Raw genomic sequence first — 19,324 nt, 5'->3', positions numbered from 1 at the left:
GTATCCGTAGGGCGGGGGCTTGCCCCCGCCGTTAGGTTTGCAATTACTGTGGACGGCGGGGGCAAGCCCCCGCCCTACGTTTTAAACGAAACGCCGTTACCCCAATCTCTGTCTCACCACTTCGTACATCAAAATGGCGGCGGAGGCAGAGGCGTTTAGGGAGCTGAGGCGTCCCTTCATGGGGATGTTGACCAGCACGTCACAGGTTTCGCTGACCAGACGGGTCATGCCGTCGCCTTCACTACCGATGACGATGGCGCAAGCGCCTTTAAAATCGGTTTGATACAAGCTGGCCTTGCCATCGGCGGCGGTGCCATACACCCAAACGCCTTGCTTTTTCAGTTCTTTTAAGGTGGCGGTGATGTTGGCCACACGGGCCACAGGCACATAACTGACAGCGCCAGCGGAGGTTTTGGCCACAATGGCAGTCAAACCAGCACTGCGGCGCTTGGGAATAATCACCCCATGGGCACCAGCGCACTCAGCGGTACGGATGATGGCGCCAAGGTTCTGGGGATCAGAGATTTCATCGCAGACCACAATCAAAGGAGCCTCCCCTTTTTTTGCGGCGATGTCAATAATGTCTTGCACTTCCACATATTGCCGTGCGGCAATCAGGGCGATAACCCCTTGGTGGGAGTGGGTGCGGCTCATGCCGTCTAACTTGCGGCGGTCAGCGTCCACCACCACGATGCCAGCGGCACGGGCTTTGGAGGCGATATGGCCTAAGGTTTTGTCGGTTTCACCCTTTTGGATGAAGATTTTGTCGATGGTGGCTTCGCTACGCAATGCTTCAATCACAGCGTTGCGCCCTTCGATGACGCCATCAGATTCGGCGGTGAGTAAGTCTTTTTTTTCGTTGTCCATGGAGTACCTCAATTTTCTAATTTGTTTATACATGGATAGTATACCACAAATTGTGTGAACAAAAAAGCCCTATTCACATAAAATTCAATAAAAAATCATACATCCGTTCTTGTGGAATTTCCAGTTTTGTGGTATACTAGCTTTCGTATTCCATTATAATGGGAAAAATCACCCCATTGGTCTATGTGAAAGGGGTTCTTATAACCATGAAGCAAAACAATAAAAAAAATAACAAAAACAATAAAAAAGGTAACAATAACCTCCGTGGATTGATGTCTTTAATCAGTTGGGCGCTGTTATTGACCATTTTGTTCACCTATGGCTCCTCGTATTTAAGTGCTTCTCAAGAAGCGGCGGTCACCCGTGAGGTGAAGTACAGCGACTTTGTCACCATGGTGGAAGACGGTTACGTCACCGAAGTCATCTTCAACCGCACCGATGGTGTGCTAGAAATCACCCCCACCGACGCTTATGTTTACGTCAATGAAGATGGCGAAGTGGAAGACCTTGGGGAACTGACTCTGTACACCAATGAACTGGGCGACGAGTCTTTGTATGCCTTGCTAGAAAGCCACGGCGTGGGCTACACAGGGTACACCGCCCCTGAACTGTCCTTTGTGCTCACCTTGCTCATTAGCTATGTGTTGCCTTTTGTGATGATTTTCCTCATGTTCTCTCTGGTCATGCGGATTATGAACAAAAAAGGCGGCATGGGCGGTCTGGGCGGTGTTGGCAAGGCCAATGCCAAGGTGTATATGGAAAAATCCACTGGTGTCACCTTTGCCGATGTGGCAGGGCAAGACGAAGCCAAAGAATCCCTCACCGAAATCATCGACTTTTTGCATAGCCCAGAAAAATATACGGAAATTGGCGCAAAATTGCCAAAAGGTGCCTTGTTAGTCGGCCCTCCTGGTACTGGTAAAACCTTGCTTGCCAAAGCGGTGGCAGGGGAAGCCAGCGTGCCCTTCTTCTCCATTTCTGGCTCAGACTTTGTGGAAATGTTTGTGGGCGTAGGTGCAAGCCGTGTCCGTGACTTGTTCAAAGAAGCGGCAAAAGTTGCTCCCTGTATCATTTTCATCGACGAAATCGACACCATCGGCAAAAGCCGTGACAACCGCATGGGTGGTAACGACGAACGGGAACAAACCTTGAACCAATTGCTGGCAGAACTAGATGGTTTTGACCCCACCAAGGGCATCATCGTTTTAGCCGCCACCAACCGTCCCGAAGTCCTTGACCAAGCCTTGCTCCGTCCGGGTCGTTTTGACCGCCGCATTATCATCGACCGTCCCAACTTGGCAGGTCGTATCACCACCTTGGAAGTCCATACCCGTAACATTCGCATGAGCGACGATGTGAACTTGAAAAAAGTGGCGCTGGCAACAGCAGGCTGTGTGGGTGCCGATTTGGCAAACTTGGTCAACGAAGCCGCTTTGCGTGCCGTCCGTAAGGGTCGCAAGACCGTCACCCAAGAGGATTTGTTGGCGGCGTTTGAACTGGTCATCGCTGGTAGCGAGAAAAAAGGCAGTGTGCTCACCGACTTTGAAAAGAAGCTGGTGGCGTACCATGAAGTGGGTCACGCCATGGTGGCTTACAAGCAAAAAAATGCCGAGCCTGTGCAAAAAATCACCATTGTACCCCATACCCAAGGCTCTTTGGGCTATACTTTGTTGATGCCTGAAGAAGATAAAACCGAACTGCGCACCAAAGATGAACTAATGGGTCGCATCACCGTGTCTATGGGTGGGCGTGCCGCTGAGCAAGTGGTGCTGAACACCATGACCAATGGCGCCGCCCAAGACATCCAAGATGCCACCTCTGTGGCGCGCAACATGGTGGCCATGTTCGGCATGAGCGATAAGTTTGGCATGATGGCGCTGGCTTCTCGCCGCAATCAATACTTGGAAGGTGGCTACGGCATGGATTGTGCCCAAGATACCGCCGCCGATTTGGATGAAGCGGTGCGAGAAATTTTGGGGCAATGCTATGATAAGGCTGTGGAAATCATAGAAGCCCACCGTGAAGATATGGATAAGGTGGTTGCTTATTTGATGGAAAAAGAAACCATCACAGGTGGCGAAATGGTGGCCATTTTGGAAGGCCGCGACCCTGCCTTGGTGGACGATGCCTATTCCTCCACCCGACCTGCAGAAATTGAAGCCCCTGCCAAGCACGTCCACATGGTGTCTGAAAAAATTGAAGCACCTGTGTTAGAAGAAGTTGTTGAAACTGTGGCAGAAACCGTGGAAGAAGCTCCCAAAACAGAAGAATAATGTTTTTTAGGAAAAGGAACCGTTACGGCGGTTCCTTTTTTTGCGTTTTGCCAGACGGGTCACCTGCTGGACTGTCTGCTACCGCAGGGGCGTCTCGCCGGCGGGCTTTCCACTGCCGTGGGGCGTTCCCACCACCCCTAATTGTAGGGGTGACCTGTGGTCGCCCGCGCCCCACCTCTTTTTTAGATTTTTGCCCCTACCGGACGGGTCACCTGCCGGTGTGGCATTCCCCCGCCTCATCGTAGGGGCGCCCATTGGGCGTCCGTTTTCCGATTCACTCTGAATTGTTTTTTTGCCCCTACGGGGCGGTCACCTGCCGGTGGGGCGTTCTTTTTGTGTCGACAAAAAGAATCAAAAAACGATTTTTTCACGACGACTGCGGTCGAGTGAAAAAAAGGGATTTTACGGGGGTTCATCGCTGGAGTGCTTTGGCTTTTTGAACGGCACCGAGTGGCCTGATTTGACGCGAAGTATTCTTTCGGGCTTCGCCCTATGGAGAAGAGGCGATTGAGATGGTGCCATTTCTTGGGCGTGCCTAAGGTGTGATGGGCGGTGTAGATTGGTGGCGCTGAGCGCCACCACCGTCATCCATCCCCCAGTGCCACCGCACCAACCGACGTCCACCCTGTAAGGCACCTCAAATGTGTGTTCCCATGTCATCGTACGAACACTGTGCGGCAGCAATCAGCGTTGGTTCGCGCATCCCACATGAAAAGCCGAACGGGTGTGACAAACCCACCCGTTAGCACCGCACCCACTCATACGCACAATCCGTATACAATGGGAGCACGTGAGACAGATGACCACGCGTGGTCATCTGCCACGTGCAAGATTTTTGGTTACTTTGCATCTTTGCAAAGTAACGCCCGCGCGGCGAGCGCCCTCCACGGCAGTGGGAAAAAGTGTATCTAAAGAGAACTCCCACAGGGTGAAGCAAATTGCAATTGATTTTCACGGGCGGCTAATAGCCACCCCTACAAAGGGCGGAGGCGAAGAAAGCCCCTGCGGTAGCAGCCTCCACAGGAAGTGACAACCCTAAAAAAACACCTTGTACTCACATCCTTACTATGATATAATGATAGCAAACGAAATTTGCAAGGAGACATATCTTTGAAACAAGAAACAACCACCATTGCTGCAGAGGATATTGCCCGTCAGCAAGGGTTCTGCCAAGACTTAAAAAACCGCTTTTTAGTGGGAAACACCACGCCCACTGCCTGTGTAGATACCTTTGGCTGTCAACAAAACGTGGCAGATGGGCAAAAGCTGATGGGGATGCTCCAAGAGATGGGCTTCACCTTAACCAGCGACACCAAAACGGCAGATGTGGTGATTTTAAACACCTGTGCCATCCGTGACCACGCCGAGCAACGCGTCTTTGGCAATCTGGGTGCGCTCAAGCATAATTTGAAGCAAAATCCCAACCAAATCATCTGCCTATGTGGGTGCATGGCACAGCAAGAGCGTGTCAGTCAGCGCATCAAAGAAACCTACCGCCATGTGAGCCTTGTCTTTGGCCCCCATGCCCTGTGGAAATTCCCAGAACTGCTGTACAACGTGTACCAAAGCAAAAAGCGTGTGTTCTCTGTGGCACCAGAGGACGGCACCATTGCCGAAGGGTTGCCCATTGTCCGTGAAGGCAACATCCGTGCGTGGGTGTCCATCATGTATGGGTGCAACAACTTCTGCTCTTACTGCATTGTGCCTTACGTCCGTGGCCGTGAACGGTCTCGTGCCAAGGAAGATGTGCTAGAAGAAGTCCGCGGCTTGATTGCTGACGGCTTCAAAGAGATTACCCTTTTGGGGCAAAACGTCAACTCCTACGGCAACGATTTGGAAGGCGACTACGACTTTGCCGACTTGCTCGCTGACATTGATAAAATTGAGGGCAAGTATTACATCCGCTTTATGTCTAGCCATCCCAAGGATGCCACCTACAAGCTGTTCGACGTGATGGCTGGCAGTGAGCACATTGCCCGTCAGTTGCACCTGCCCTTCCAATCGGGCAACAACCGTGTGTTAGAGGTGATGAACCGCCGCTATACCCGTGAGAAATATCTGGATTTAATCCACTATGCCAAGGCAAAAATGCCCGACTTGGTGGTCACCTCTGATGTAATCATCGGCTTCCCCGGCGAAACGGCAGAGGAAGTGGAAGACACCATTTCCTTGGTGGCAGAAGAAGGATTTGACGCCTTGTTTACCTTCATTTACTCCCCCCGTCCCGGTACCAAAGCGGCAGAATTCCCCGACCCTGTGAGCCGTGAGGAAAAACAGGTCTGGTTTGACAAGCTATTGAACGTGCAAAACAAAAACTCTGGCATTCGCCACCAAGCCTATGTGGGACAAACCATTGAAGTGTTGGTAGACGGTGAAAGCGACGACGAAGAATTCCCACTGACAGGCCGCACTGAAGGCAACCGCCTTGTGCGCCTGAAAGGTGACAAAAATTTGATTGGCGATTTCGCCATGGTGGAAGTGACAGGGTGCAATACCTTTGCGCTGAATGGCGTTGCGACGCCAAACTAAGAACTAAAAGTGAAAAGTGAAGAACTATCCGCCCACGGGGCGGGAAAGGAACAACGCAGATGGGCACCAACAGCACCTTGGCGAAGCAATCCATTGAATTATCGGTAGAGATAGTTGGGTTTTATAAGTGGTTGACGTATGAGAAAAAAGAATTTGTCATGTCCAAACAGGTGCTCCGCAGTGGCACCAGCATTGGTTCCAATATTCATGAAGCATATTATGCAATTAGTAGACCAGATTTTATAGCAAAAATGCAAATTGCATTGAAGGAAGCGGCGGAAACCCAATATTGGTTGATTTTATTAGAACGTACAGGGTATTGGGATGAAAAATTCCAATCCATTAAATTGAGAAATACAGATATCAAGCGCATGCTGATTGCGACACTTAACACGAGCAAGCAAGAAAAAACTAAGAACTAAAAGTGAATAGTGAAGAACGACAAGAAAACTCACTGCGTTCCTTAGTTCTTCACTTTTAGTCCTTAGCTATTAGTTTATAAAGAGGTGATACCCATGGCTGCCATAACCCCTATGATGAAGCAATATTTGGAAATTAAGGCGCAAAACCCTGATTCCATTCTCTTTTTCCGTTTGGGCGACTTTTACGAAATGTTCAACGACGATGCCCGTACGGCGTCGGAGGAACTGGAGCTGACCCTCACCACCCGTGATAAAGACGCCACCAAAACCGAGGCGGAAAAGACACCCATGTGTGGCATTCCCTACCACGCCAGCGACGCCTATATTGCGCGGCTCATCGCCAAAGGGTACAAGGTTGCCATCTGCGAGCAAGTGGAGGACCCTGCCACCGCCAAGGGGTTGGTGCGCCGTGATGTAATTCGTGTGGTGACCCCCGGTACGGTGATGGATGGTGCCACCTTGGAGGAAAAACGCAGTAGTTTTCTCTGCGCCATCCACCGTGGGGTGGATACTGCAGGGGTCAGCTTTTGCGATTTGTCCACAGGGCAAGTTCATGTGACTGGCTTTGTCGGCAAGGAAGCCGTGTCTGGATTGTGCCGTGAGTTGGGGCATTTTGAGCCAGCGGAAGCCCTGTTAAACCAAACTGCTTGGGACGATGCCAGCATTCGCGACTTTTTGCAAGACAAGCTTTCTTGCTCTGGTGAACTGGCGCAAGGGTTTGAGATGTCTGCGGCCTATGAGACCATTGTGGCTCAGTTTGGGGAAGAAGGGCACAATCAAATGCCCATGGACAATCCCTCTGTTGCCCTGTCTTTGACTGGTTTGCTCCATTATTTGCATCAAACCCAGAAAACGGATTTGTCCCATGTGAACCAATTGAACTATTACCAAGGCGGTCATTTTCTGGCCTTGGATTTGTCGGCGCGGCGCAGCTTAGAGTTGACAGAAACCCTCCGTTCCCGTGAAAAAAAGGGGAGTTTGTTGTGGGTGTTGGATAAGACGAAAACCCCTATGGGTGGTCGGTTGATGCGGAGCTGGCTAGAACAGCCTTTGCGGAATATTGCCGCCATTTCCAAGCGCTCTGGGGCAGTGGAAGATTTGGTGGGCAACACCGTCTCTCGTGAAGAATTGGCAAGCGCCATGACTGGCATGGGTGATTTGGAACGTTTGGTGGGGCGCGTGGCCTATGGCAATGCCCGTGGCGGTGATTTGATTGCTCTTGCCAGCGGTTTAGAGCGCTTGCCCGTGATTGCCCAGTGGATTGCAGGCTTCACCACAGGGCGTGTGGGCGAATTGTCTCAGGGGCTAGATGTGTGCGCCGACGTGTGCCAAGACATTCAAGCCACGTTAGATGAAAAGCAACCCCTGACCATTCGAGAGGGGAAAATGATTAAAAAAGGCTTTGACCCTGAGGTTGACCGCCTTCGTGACTTGTTAGACGGTGGCACCAATCTCACCATGGAAATTGAGGGCAGAGAAAAGGAAGCCACAGGCATTCGCACTTTAAAAGTGCGTTATAATCGTGTTTTTGGCTATTATATTGAGGTGCCTAAGGCTTCTATCGATTTGGTCCCTGAAACCTACATCCGTAAGCAGACCACCGCCAATGCCGAGCGGTACATCACCCAAGAGCTCAAAGAAGTGGAAAGCGCCATTTTAACCGCCAAAGACCGTGTGGTGACCTTGGAAGGGGCACTGTTTGAACAGCTGCGCCAGCGTGTCATGACGCAGGTGCGCCGCATCCAAGACAGTGCCGCCCAAGTGGCAGAGTTAGATGTGTACACCGCCCTTGCCCGTGTGGCGGTGGCCAACCAATATTGCCGTCCCACAGTGGACGAGTCTGGCACCATTGACATTCACCAAGGGCGACACCCTGTTGTGGAGCAAATGCTCCGCGATAGTTTGTTCGTGCCAAACGATACCTTTATGGGCAAAACAGACCAACGGTGCGCCATCATTACTGGCCCCAACATGGCTGGTAAATCCACCTATATGCGCCAAGTGGCACTGATGGTGCTGATGGCGCAGATGGGCAGCTTTGTCCCAGCGTCCAGCGCCTGTATTGGCGTGGTGGACCGCATTTTCACCCGTATCGGGGCCAGCGATGACTTGACCGCAGGCCAATCCACTTTTATGGTGGAAATGAGCGAGGTGGCGCAGATGCTACGAGAAGCCACCCGTGACAGCTTGCTGATTTTAGATGAAATTGGCCGTGGTACCTCCACCTATGACGGCATGGCCATTGCCCGTGCCGTGGTGGAACATTGCGCCAATCCCAAAACTTTGGGGGCAAAGACCCTGTTTGCCACCCATTACCATGAGCTGACCGACCTAGAACATACTTTGCCAGGTACCGCCAACTTCTCTGTGGCGGTGAAAACCCGTGGAGATGACATTGTGTTTTTGCGCAAAATTATCTCTGGTGGCGCAGACAGAAGCTACGGCATTGAAGTGGCCAAGCTGGCTGGCCTGCCCAAGGATATGATTGGGCGTGCCAAGACAATTTTGGCAGATTTGGAAGCGGAAAACGGCATCCAATCCACGGTGGTGGTAGCCGATGACCAACTGGATATGACCGCCTTGCAAGGGGCGTCCATCGTTGAGCAATTGCGCCGCACCCAAGTAGACACCCTCACCCCAGTGGAAGCGCTGAATTTGTTATATCAGTGGAAACAAGGGCTTTGATGGGTGGCGCACCCATCCCCTCAACCCTAACAACAAAAGGAGACAAAAACCATGGCAAAACGTGGCGGTGGGGTCACTTATATGACCTCCTATGAAAAAATGGCAGGGGCATTGCTCTTTGTACTCTATATTATCATCATGCCCATGGTGGTTGGCTCGTTTTTTGGCTTGCTAGAGGGGGCGTTTTCCACATCGTTTTCAGAGTACACCCGTAGCGCTATCTACTATTATGGGTTTTTGATTTTAACCATATTGGTGTTCCACCGCTTTTTGGGCGATACCTCAGCGCGGTTCACCGCCAATGTGGGCAACAGTTTGCAAATCATGCTCACAGGGCTGGTGCTCTTTTATGGTTTGAACCAAGTGTTCCATCATGTGATGAGTTTGTTTGGGCAAAACTACTCCAACCTTATCAATTCTACCGTGTTTTCTCAAGTGGAAGCGCCCACCCCGTTGGGATGGCTCATCATTGTGCTGGTGGCACCCTTCGTGGAAGAAGTGCTCTTCCGTGGCTGGGTGTTTGGTCTGCTCAAGGGGAAAAATAATGCCCTTGCCTATGTGGTGTCCATTGGGTTATACGCGCTGATGACCGCGTGGGCGTTTTGTTATAACGCTGTGGTCTATCAAGACTTTTCCACCTTCTTCCCCCTGCTACAAGTGGCCATCTCAGGCTGGGCACTGGCATGGGTGTATGACAAAACAGGCACGCTGTGGACCGCCATTGGGCTCCACGCATTGATCAACTTTTTCACCATGTGATGGGTGTGGAACCCTTGTGAAATTTTGCAAAACCTGCGGGACGTCGAGGACGCCCCGTTCCCCGATGAACCAACCGTAGGGGAGGGGTTCTACCCCCTCCCGTCCCCCGATGACCCCCCTTGAAAGGAGCGCACACCATGCCAATCATCAACCAACTGCCTGCCCATTTGTCTGATTTAATCGCCGCTGGTGAAGTGGTGGAGCGTCCTGCCAGTGTGGTCAAAGAGCTGGTGGAAAACGCCATTGACGCTGGTGCCACCACCATTGCCGTGGATATTAGTCGCGGTGGTATGGGGCGCATTCGCATCACGGACAACGGCTGTGGCATTGCCCCAACGGAATTGCCCACCGCCTTTTTGCGCCATGCCACCAGTAAATTGCACACGGCCGAAGATTTGGGCGCCATTGCCACCTTGGGGTTCCGAGGGGAAGCTTTGGCCGCCATTTGCGCCGTGTCTCGGCTGGAAATTACCTCTTGCCAAAAGGGTGAGAGCCAAGGGGCAAGCCTTTTTTTAGAAGGTGGCGTGCCACAAACTGTAGAGACGGTGGGAGCCCCCCAAGGCACCACCATCTGCGTGGAAGATTTGTTTTACAACACCCCAGCACGGCTGAAATTCATGCGCAAAGATAGCGCTGAAACCGCTGCCATTTCTGGCCTGATGCAACAGCTTTCCCTGTCTCACCCTGACCTGTCCTTCCGTTTGAAAAAAGATGGGCAAGAAACCTTGCAAACCGCTGGGGATGGGAAGCTACAATCTGCCATTTACGGCGCATTGGGGGCTGATTTTGCCAAAACCTTGGTTCCTGTGAAAGGCAGTGGCGATGGGATTTCCGTGGAAGGGTTTGTGACCCAACCGCTGAAAGGCCGTGGCTCTCGTGGGATGCAGTTTTTCTTCGTCAATGGACGGCTGGTGAAGTCGGCGTTGATGACGTCTGCCTTGGAAGAAGGTTACCGTGCCCAGTTGATGAAAGGCCGTTTCCCCGGCTGTGTGCTCCATATCACATTGCCAGTGGAATTGGTGGACGTGAACGTTCATCCTGCCAAAACCCAAGTGAAATTCGCCAAGGAAAAAGCGGTGTTTGACGCTGTGTTTTACACGGTGCTCGACTGTCTGGCCAAGAGTGGCGGTGCAGTGAAACCTGCTCAAACCATCCCCGATTTGACGGCAATTTTGCCTAAAACACCCCAAGGGGCGGTGCCAGTTTCCCCAAAGGTGGCACCCAAAACTACAGCAACCCCCAAAGAAACCTTCCGCACCATGGACAGCGCCACCTATCGCCAAGAGGTGATGGGAGAGAAGCCAAGCGTCATGAAAAAATCCGCAGGGCTTGCCCCTGTCCGTCCAGTGGCATCCAACACAGGTGAGTCCACATCTAAAAAACCCACCCCTTGGAATCAACAGTGGACAGCCAAGCCTGTCACCGTGGCGCCACCCCATCCCATGTGGGACAGTGAGGTGAAGCCAGCGGTGTCCCGTGTGGCAGAGCCAGAGCGCCATGCCCCCATCCCCTATGCCACCAAGGCAGACAAGGTGGTGGAACAGCAAGCGCCCCCACCTGTTGTGGAGGTTGAGCCTGTGCAAGAAACCTTACTCACCGCCCCATGGCGTTATATCGGTGAGGTGGGCAAAACCTACATTCTCAGCGAAGGGGACGATGGTTCCCTTTGGCTCATTGATAAGCATGCCGCCCATGAGCGGATGCACTATAACCGCTTGATGGCAGAGGGCTATCAACCCATGACCCAACAGATGTTGTGCCCTGTGGCGGCATCGATGTCGCCTGAAGATAGCGTCTTGCTACTGTCCAATGTACCCACCCTCCAAGCCTTGGGCTTTGAGATGGAGGATTTTGGGGATGGGTCTGTGGTGGTCAGCGCCGTGCCCTCTGATGTGGCAGAAGGCGATGTGGTGGCAACCCTAGAGGAATTGACCACCGCCCTTCGTTCTGGGCAAAGTAAAAATCGCCAAGAAGAATTGTACCATGTGATGGCCTGCAAAGCCGCCATGAAGGCTGGCATGATTACCTCAGATGCGGAGCTACAGGCCTTGGTGGAGCGCGTGCAAAGTGGAGAAATTCGCTATTGCCCCCACGGCCGCCCCATTGCCGTAGAAATGACAGCTTACCAGTTGGAGAAGCTGTTTAAGAGAGCGTAAGCGCTCTGCGGAGCGCAACTAAAAACTAAAAGTGAAAAGTGAAAAACTACCCGCTGTGGCGGGGAAGGAAACGATGAATTTTGTAGGGGAGCGCAGTGCGCTCCCGTTCCCCGCCCGTGGCGGACGGCCACCCTTTGTAGGGGAGCGCAGTGCGCTCCCGTCTCCGCCGCAGCGGATAGCTTTTCACTCTTAGTTCTTAGCTCTTAGTTTATTTAAAGGAGAACACTATGCAACCACTTATTTGCGTTGTAGGGCCTACGGCCTGTGGAAAAACAGCTCTTGGCATTGCCATTGCCAAGGCGTATAACGGGGAAGTGGTTAGCGTGGACTCCATGCAGATTTACCGCACCATGACCATTGGCACTGCCGCTGTCACCCCAGAGGAAATGGACGGCGTGCCCCACCATATGGTGGCCATTGCCGACCCAGAAGATGCCTACTCGGCCGCTCGATTCGTGGCAGAGGCAGACGCTTGCATCCAAGATATTTTAGGCCGTGGTAAGCGCCCCATTTTGGTGGGTGGCACGGGGCTTTATTTAGATGCGCTGGTGAAAGGCCATGGTTTTGCCAAAGGGGATGCCACCAGCCAAAGTCGCTTGCAATTGCAACAGCGACTGGCGCAAGAGGGGATTGCATCCCTCTATGCCCGGTTACAACAAATTGACCCAGAGGCGGCGGCGCGGCTACATTTGAATGATGAAAAGCGGATTTTGCGTGCCTTGGAGGTCTATTTGGAGACAGGGCAAACCATTTCTGCCCACAATGCCCACACCCAGACACTGCCTCCTAAATATGAGGCGGTGTACATTGGCTTGCAGTTTGCCGATCGCCAAGACATGAAGGATTTAATCGATTTGCGTGTGGATAAAATGGTGGAAGCTGGGCTGTTGGCAGAGGTGCAGAGGTTGATGGCTTCGGGCTTGCCCCACACCGCCACCGCCTTCCAAGCCATCGGGTATAAAGAGTTTTTAGGGGTGGAGACAGGGGAATTGCCTTTGGAAGAGGCCATTGCCGTGCTCAAAGCCCGTTCTCGACAATATGCCAAGCGCCAGCTGACATGGCTACGCAAACAACCAGATATTCAATGGATTTATTGGGAAAAAAAGAGAGATTTTGCCATGGCCCTCCGCCGTTCGACAGAAATTCTCACCAGCCTTGGAGTATGCTAAGGGGAGGTGAGGACAAAGGTCCTCGCCGACTATAAAAAGACGAGGAGCAACTCTTATGGAACAACTCAATCAAATGCAACACAATTTTTTAACCCAAGCCAAGGCCAAGGCCGTACCGATGACCATGTTTTTAATGAACGGATTTCAACTCCGTGGCATCATCACACAGTTTGATGAGCGCACCGTGGTGTTGGAGACCGATGGCAAACAACAACTGATTTATAAGCACGCCATTTCCACCGTGGTACCCCATCAACCAGTGGAGCTGGGGTGAATGACGAATGGCGAAGGGTGACCTAGGAACGGACAGCCGCATACCCAAGGGGCAGGCTCAGGGTTGTCCCTACGATATCATGGTTCCCCAATGCCCCGATGATTCACAAACACAGAAAGCGAGCACATATGAGACAGAGAAAAAACATCACAGGCTATGTAAGCGCCATTGTGTGCTTGCTGGTGGCAGGGTATTTTGGCGTGCAATTTTGGAATTACTACACCAACCCCTTTTCCACCATGGTGATTTACCAATACCAAGCCGACGAAAGCGTCAGCGTCAGCGGCTATTTAGTCCGCGACGAGGTGGTGCTCGCTAGCCAAGACACGGGGGTGTTGCAATACACCCGTGGGGAAGGGGAGCGCGTCAGTGTGGGTGGCGAAGTGGTGCGTGTGTACGCCAGCCAAGAAACCTTAGACAATCAAGCCCAACAGGGGGCACTCCAAGCCCTGTCTGAGCAAATGACCTACGCTCAAGGGGCAGAGACAAACCCTGAGATTACGATGCAACTTGACCAACAGATTTCGCTGAATCTACTCTCGTATTGCCAAGGCATTGCCTCAGAAGAAGTCGATGAAGCCACGTCTCAGGGACAAGCTTTGCGCAGCTTGGTGCTCACCCAAAGTTTTTCCCAAATGGATGCCACCAGTTTGAGCGAACTCTCTAGCGTGGTGGATAGTGATTTGTCCACAGCCAGTCGCAGTATTTCCTCTGCCACCAAAATCATCACCGCCAGTAAGTCGGGGATTTATTCTGCCGTGGTGGATGGGTATGAAGGGGTGCTGACCCCTGACACTGTGGGAGATTGGACACCCAGTACATTAAATGCCGTCACGGCTGACGAAACCGTCAGCTCCAATGTGGGCAAGGTGATTTTGGGAGATATTTGGTATTACGTGGTGAATGTGGAAGAATCGGTGGCCGCGGAAATTGATACCCGCAACACTGTGGAGTTGGCCTTCACCAAAAGTTTTGACATCACCGTCACCATGGATGTGGAATCGGTGAGTCAGGCAGAAGAGGGACAGTGCACGGTGGTGCTCTCCAGTGACCGTTATATGGGGGATTTGACCTTGTTGCGCAAGCAAAGCGCCACCTTGGTGTTTGACACCTTGGAAGGTTACCGCGTGCCATCAGGGGCGTTGCGTGTCAACGAAGAGGGTCAAACGGGGATTTATTGTCTTGTGGGCATCCGTGCGCGGTTTAAAGCTGTGGACGTGGTGTATGAAGGCAGCGATTTTATGCTGGTAGAGCCAGCCACCACCCTCTCCAGTCAACAACTCCAAGACGGAGAATTGGTTATCATCGCCGCGAATGATTTGTACGACGGAAAAGTCATTGAATAAATCATCGTATGCTGTAGGGGACGGCGTCCTCGACGTCCCGACCCCACCATTCAACCGAAGAAAGAGAGAAACACCATGTCTATTGCTGAAAATATTGCCACCATCCGCGCCACCATGGATGCCGCCGCTGTGGCCGCAGACCGTGACCCCAAGGAGATTCAACTCATCGGCGCCAGCAAAATGAACGACGCTGACGCTTGCCGCCAAGCCATTGCCGCTGGCATTGATGCGCTGGGTGAAAACCGCGTCCAAGAGATGACCCAAAAGCTGGGGGAGAACGCCTATGAGGGTGCACCACTCCATTTTATCGGCCACTTGCAACGCAACAAAGTGCGCCAAGTGGTGGGCAAGGTGGATTTGATTCAATCAGTGGGGTCTGTGGCCTTGCTGGAAGCCGTTGAAAAAGAGGCCGCGAAGCAAGGCGTTGTCCAGTCTATCTTGCTGGAAGTGAACATCGGCTGTGAAGAAGGAAAAAGCGGATTTTTGCCCCAAGATTTGGAATCTGGAGCGAGATTTGCCCTCACCTGTTCCCATGTGAAGGTAGAAGGGTTGATGACCATTCCACCAGCCGATGCCACGGTAACAGAAAATCGACAATATTTTAAGCAAGTCCATGGATTATATGTTGACATTGGAGCAAATTTGTTCCATAATGAGTTAAAGTGTTTATCTATGGGCATGAGTGGGGATTTTGCAGACGCCATCGCCTGTGGCGCCACCATGGTGCGAGTGGGTAGTGCTATTTTTGGCTACCGTAGCTACCAAGTCCAGTGAAATTTGCCCTGAAAAGGAGTTGCTTATGAGTATTTTTGATGAATTGCGAAAATGGACACATCCATATGACGATGAAGATGAAGAATATGAAGTGCTAGAAACACCCCCACGGAAAGAGGCGGTGCTAGAAGAGCGCACCCAAGCCCGTGAAGCCGCCCGACGCAACAAAGTGGTCAATATTCATGCCACCACCCAATTGAAGGTGGTGTTGGTGAAACCTGAACGCTTTGAAGCCGCCTCTGAAATTGTAGACCATCTGCAAGACAAGCGCACCGTGGTGATGAATTTAGAGTCCACTCAAAAAGATGTGGCGCGCCGTCTGCTAGACTTTTTGTCTGGTGCCGCCTATGCCACAGGTGGCAAGGTGAAAAAGGTGGCCGCCAATACATATATGATTACCCCTTATCATGTGGACATCGAAGGGGACTTGATTGACGAGTTAGAAAGTAACGGTATGTATTTTTAAGGTAGATAGAACAATACGGAGGAAATGAGTATGCTGACACCACAAGAAGTTTCAACCCGTGCCTTTGCCAAGGCTGTGATGGGTGGGTATAATATGGCCATGGTGGACGAGTTTTTAGACGAACTCACCGACGACTATACCGCCCTGTATAAAGAAAACGCCACATTGAAAGCCAAAATGAAGGTTTTGGTGGAAAAAGTGGAAGACTACCGCGCCACAGAAGACTCTATGCGTGCCACGTTGTTGACAGCGCAAAAAATGGCAGACTCTATCATCAAAGAAGCAGAAGAAAAGCGTGCGCAAGCCTTTTCCTCCATTGAAGAAGAGACCCGTAGCCGTGTGGAAGAAGCCCGTCAAGAGCTGGCCAACGAGCAAGAACGTCTGCGCCAAGGGAAACTGGAATTGGCTCGCTTTGTGGCACAATGCCGCAAGGTTTGCACCGACCAATTGGCCTTGCTAGAGGTGTTGCCTGACTTGGAAGTCCAAGACCAAGTGGCGCAGGCTGTGGCTGTGGAAAAAATGGCGCAAACCATCGAAACCACTGTGGAGCAGGTGATGGAAGAAGAACTGCCTGTGGAAGAAGAATCTTCTTGGCAAGAGGAAGCTTGGGAAGAAGCGCCCCAACGCGGTGCCCGTGAACAAGCCAGCGAAGACACCCAAGACTTGAGCGGTGATTTGCTGTTCGGAAAAAATTATAAGTAACATGAAACGCTAAGAGCTAAAAGTGAAGGACTAAGGAGCGCCATCAGGTGCCAATAGTTTTTCACTGTTAGTTCTTAGTTTTTAGCTATTAGAGAGAGGAGCACCCCTATGGAGCAAACCCCTATTGTTGCCATTTTATATGATTTTGATAAAACCCTCTGCACCACGGATATGCAAAACTATGGTTTCATTCCCAGTCTTGGCATGAAGCCGTCGGAGTTTTGGGCGGTGGCCAATGAGTTTGGAAAAACAAACGGCATGGATGGTATTTTGGCCTATATGTACACCATGATTCAGCAATCTAAGGAAAAAGGCTTGCCCCTCACCCGTCAATCTCTGCAAGAAAAAGCCCGTGATATGGTTCTTTTTGACGGGGTGGAGGATTGGTTTGGCCGTGTCAATGACTATGGCGCGCGCCATGGGGTGACGGTGGAGCACTATGTGCTGTCCTCAGGCTTGACGGAGATTATCGAAGGGTGTCCCATCCATAAGCAGTTTAAAAAAGTGTTTGCCAGTGAGTTTTACTATGGGGCTGACGGTGCGCCTATTTGGCCAAAGCTGGCGGTGAATTTCACGGCAAAAACCCAATTTGTCTATCGCATTAACAAAGGGGTGCTGGACGTGTCCAACGATAAGGATTTAAACGACTCCATGCCCGATGAGAGCAAGCGTGTGCCTTTCACCAATATGATTTATATCGGTGACGGTTTATCTGATGTGCCCTGTATGAAAATGATGCGCAATTATGGCGGTCAAGCCATTGCGGTCTATCAAGAGGCCAGTCGCGTAGGGGTGGAAGATTTACTTGCCAAAGGGCGTGTGGATTATATTTTTCCTGCCGATTATCGTCAGGGCACGGCCTTAGACGATACGGTGGAGCATATCATTGCCGCTATGGCCATTCGCCATCGATTGGGATTGGAAAGTCAGCGGCAACTGCGGACCATTGGTGGCGATGTGTTGCCTAATCAGGCAAGGTTGTTTTGATTCATAACTTGTATAGGATGCTTGAGCGCAGCTTTCGTTACTTCCGCCCCTTATAGGGGCGGTTGATCTTTTACCCTGTGGGAGTTTTCTTTTGATAAAAATTTTCCCACTCCGTGGGGGCTGCTTGCCAGCAGGCTTTCTTTGCTTCCGCCCCTTGTGGGGGCGGTCAATCCTTCACCCTGTGGGATTTCTTTTTGATAAACTTTTCCCACTCCCGTGGGGGCTGCTGCCGCAGGGGCGCCACTGCCGTGGGGGCTTTCTTTTGTATCTGGCGAATTGTCAAGTCAAGTGCAACACTTTGTTATAAAAGACTTCGAGAGGAGTTTTCCAACCAAGGCATTTGCAGGGTCTCGTGTTTAGTTTGTAGGCGACATCTTGAATAAATGCATCGGATAATGGTGCAATGTCGCTGCGCTTGGGAATGTATTCTCGAATGAGGCCGTTGCTATTTTCGTTGGTTCCACGCTCCCACGGGGCATGCGGTTTTGGAAAGTAAAACTCCATGCCTAGCGCTGCTGTCACATCGGCGTGGTCTGTAAACTCCACGCCTCGGTCTGGCGTGATGGTATGGCGCATTTCTGGTGGCAGCTTAGAGAAAATAGCAATCATATTTTCTGCCACCTCAGCAGCAATTTTTCTCTGACATTTGGCTATGAACACAATTCGTGATAATCGGTCATTCAACGTTAACAAGCAGGCACCGCCTTTTTTACCAGCTACAGTATCTGCTTCGAAATCACCCAGTCGTTCTCGCTTGTTGGCCGCATCTGGACGTTGGTCTAAATGGTTTGAAATCACCACTTTTCCTCTTGGTTTTTGCCCTCTCGGCTTTCCTTTGTGTCGAAGATACCGTTTTGCGCCCTTATTTCCTTTCGATCTCTTCTCTTGTAATGTGTCATATTTCCCAGCATAAATAGCCCTGTAAATTGTGGTATAGCTGATTTGAATTGGTGAATTTTCAAAGAATAAACGGTTTTGAATTTCTTCTGGCGACCACTGTTTCTCAATGAACAACTCTTTGATTTTCTTATATACAATTGGGTTGTCTAGCTTCGCGTGGCGGCGACATTTTTTTCGACGTACATGATATTTTTGCTCAGCTTTTACCGCCGAATACTCTTTTGTATTTTGATTTCTATTTCGTTTTACTTCTCGAGAAATTGTAGATACATTTCGCCCCATCGCTTGGGCTATAAAACGCAAACTTTTCTTTTCATACAAAAATAATAATAGATTTTCTCTTTCTTCTATGTTAAGATGTTGATAATGATTCATTGAGAGAATCTCCTTTCATGTTGTCCGCTAACACCATGATACATGATTTTTCTCAATGAGTCATTTATTTTTTTACTGTTGCACTTACAGTGTATATTCGCCAGATACAAAAGAAACAAAAAATCTTGCACGTGGCAGATGACCACGCGTGGTCATCTGTCTCACGTGCTCCCATTTTATACGGATTGCAGGTATGAGTGGGTGCGGTGCTATTGGGGCATCTGGCTCACACCCGTTCGGCTTATCGTGTGGGATACGCGAACCAACGCTGATTGCTGCCGCACGCAACTCGTGTGATGACATAGTACCACGCATGGAAGGTGCCTAAGATTGTGGACGTCGATGGGTGCGGTGGCGTTGGGGAGGCGCTGACCTGCGGTCAGCTTGATGTTGGGTGGTGCTGGCACCCTTGTAGGGGCGACCTGTGGTCGCCCGTGTTATCCAACGCCACAGCACCTACCCACACCCACAACCGAGGCACGCCAAAGAAATGGCACCATATCAACCGCCACTCCCCAACAGGGCGAAGCCCGAAAGGTCATGCAGAGTCAAATCAGGCCACTCGGTGCCGCTCAAAAAACCAAAGCACCCCAGCGATGAACCCCCGTAAAAATTCCCTTTTTTCACTCGACCGCAGTCG

At 51.2% G+C, this 19,324-nt stretch carries 15 protein-coding genes; 13 read left to right on the top strand and 2 right to left on the bottom strand.

The features are described 5' to 3' along the window. Positions 1-96: 96 nt before the first annotated feature. Positions 97-867: a 23S rRNA (guanosine(2251)-2'-O)-methyltransferase RlmB gene (gene rlmB, locus RFF05_RS08935; RefSeq protein ID WP_409970000.1), complete on the bottom strand. Its 771-nt coding sequence runs from the start codon at positions 865-867 to the stop codon at positions 97-99. A gap of 206 nt (positions 868-1,073) precedes the next feature. Here rlmB and ftsH point away from each other — a divergent pair, with 206 nt between their 5' ends. The 13 genes from ftsH (at position 1,074) to RFF05_RS08870 (ending at position 17,409) form a co-directional block, all read left to right on the top strand. Further along, the gene (gene ftsH, locus RFF05_RS08930; protein WP_409969999.1) at positions 1,074-3,140 is read left to right on the top strand and encodes an ATP-dependent zinc metalloprotease FtsH; all 2,067 of its coding nucleotides are present in this window, start codon (positions 1,074-1,076) and stop codon (positions 3,138-3,140) included. 1,110 nt (positions 3,141-4,250) lie between these two features. Beyond that, on the top strand, positions 4,251-5,669 hold the full coding sequence (gene miaB, locus RFF05_RS08925) for a tRNA (N6-isopentenyl adenosine(37)-C2)-methylthiotransferase MiaB (protein ID WP_409969998.1): 1,419 nt from the start codon (positions 4,251-4,253) through the stop codon (positions 5,667-5,669). Positions 5,670-5,728: 59 nt separating this feature from the next. After that, entirely contained in the window at positions 5,729-6,091 is a 363-nt protein-coding gene (locus RFF05_RS08920) for a four helix bundle protein (RefSeq protein ID WP_409969997.1), read from the top strand. Positions 6,092-6,184: 93 nt separating this feature from the next. Beyond that, positions 6,185-8,776, top strand: coding sequence for a DNA mismatch repair protein MutS (gene mutS, locus RFF05_RS08915; protein ID WP_409969996.1), 2,592 nt, complete (start codon positions 6,185-6,187; stop codon positions 8,774-8,776). Between the two features lie 51 nt (positions 8,777-8,827). Beyond that, positions 8,828-9,535: a CPBP family intramembrane glutamic endopeptidase gene (locus tag RFF05_RS08910; protein ID WP_409969995.1), complete on the top strand. Its 708-nt coding sequence runs from the start codon at positions 8,828-8,830 to the stop codon at positions 9,533-9,535. Positions 9,536-9,672: 137 nt separating this feature from the next. Then, positions 9,673-11,691, top strand: a complete 2,019-nt coding sequence (mutL, locus tag RFF05_RS08905; RefSeq protein ID WP_409969994.1) for a DNA mismatch repair endonuclease MutL — start codon at positions 9,673-9,675, stop codon at positions 11,689-11,691. 227 nt (positions 11,692-11,918) lie between these two features. Continuing rightward, positions 11,919-12,860 carry a tRNA (adenosine(37)-N6)-dimethylallyltransferase MiaA gene (gene miaA / locus RFF05_RS08900; RefSeq protein WP_409969993.1) on the top strand — a complete coding sequence of 314 codons (942 nt, stop codon included), beginning with the start codon at positions 11,919-11,921 and terminating at the stop codon, positions 12,858-12,860. A 55-nt stretch (positions 12,861-12,915) separates the two neighbouring features. After that, positions 12,916-13,134: an RNA chaperone Hfq gene (hfq, locus tag RFF05_RS08895; protein ID WP_409969992.1), complete on the top strand. Its 219-nt coding sequence runs from the start codon at positions 12,916-12,918 to the stop codon at positions 13,132-13,134. Positions 13,135-13,262: 128 nt separating this feature from the next. Beyond that, positions 13,263-14,480, top strand: a complete 1,218-nt coding sequence (locus RFF05_RS08890) for an HlyD family efflux transporter periplasmic adaptor subunit (RefSeq protein WP_409969991.1) — start codon at positions 13,263-13,265, stop codon at positions 14,478-14,480. Between the two features lie 75 nt (positions 14,481-14,555). Further along, complete coding sequence (locus RFF05_RS08885; protein ID WP_409969990.1) at positions 14,556-15,254, top strand: YggS family pyridoxal phosphate-dependent enzyme; 699 nt, start codon at positions 14,556-14,558, stop codon at positions 15,252-15,254. 25 nt (positions 15,255-15,279) lie between these two features. Then, positions 15,280-15,720, top strand: a complete 441-nt coding sequence (locus RFF05_RS08880; protein ID WP_409969989.1) for a cell division protein SepF — start codon at positions 15,280-15,282, stop codon at positions 15,718-15,720. 30 nt (positions 15,721-15,750) lie between these two features. After that, on the top strand, positions 15,751-16,422 hold the full coding sequence (locus tag RFF05_RS08875; protein WP_409969988.1) for a DivIVA domain-containing protein: 672 nt from the start codon (positions 15,751-15,753) through the stop codon (positions 16,420-16,422). A 108-nt stretch (positions 16,423-16,530) separates the two neighbouring features. Next, a complete protein-coding gene (locus tag RFF05_RS08870; protein ID WP_409969987.1) occupies positions 16,531-17,409 on the top strand; it encodes an HAD family hydrolase in 879 nt (292 codons plus the stop codon). 279 nt (positions 17,410-17,688) lie between these two features. On the opposite strand, the gene RFF05_RS08865 is transcribed toward RFF05_RS08870, so the two are convergent. Next, complete coding sequence (locus RFF05_RS08865) at positions 17,689-18,684, bottom strand: IS30 family transposase (protein WP_409969986.1); 996 nt, start codon at positions 18,682-18,684, stop codon at positions 17,689-17,691. Between the last annotated feature and the right edge of the window lie 640 nt (positions 18,685-19,324).

This window comes from Bengtsoniella intestinalis, assembly GCF_039719005.1.
Taxonomy (GTDB): Bacteria; Bacillota; Clostridia; order Oscillospirales; family Oscillospiraceae; genus Oscillibacter; species Oscillibacter intestinalis.
Note: the sequence above shows the minus strand (reverse complement) of the source record. Positions and strands in the feature narration are given on the sequence as shown.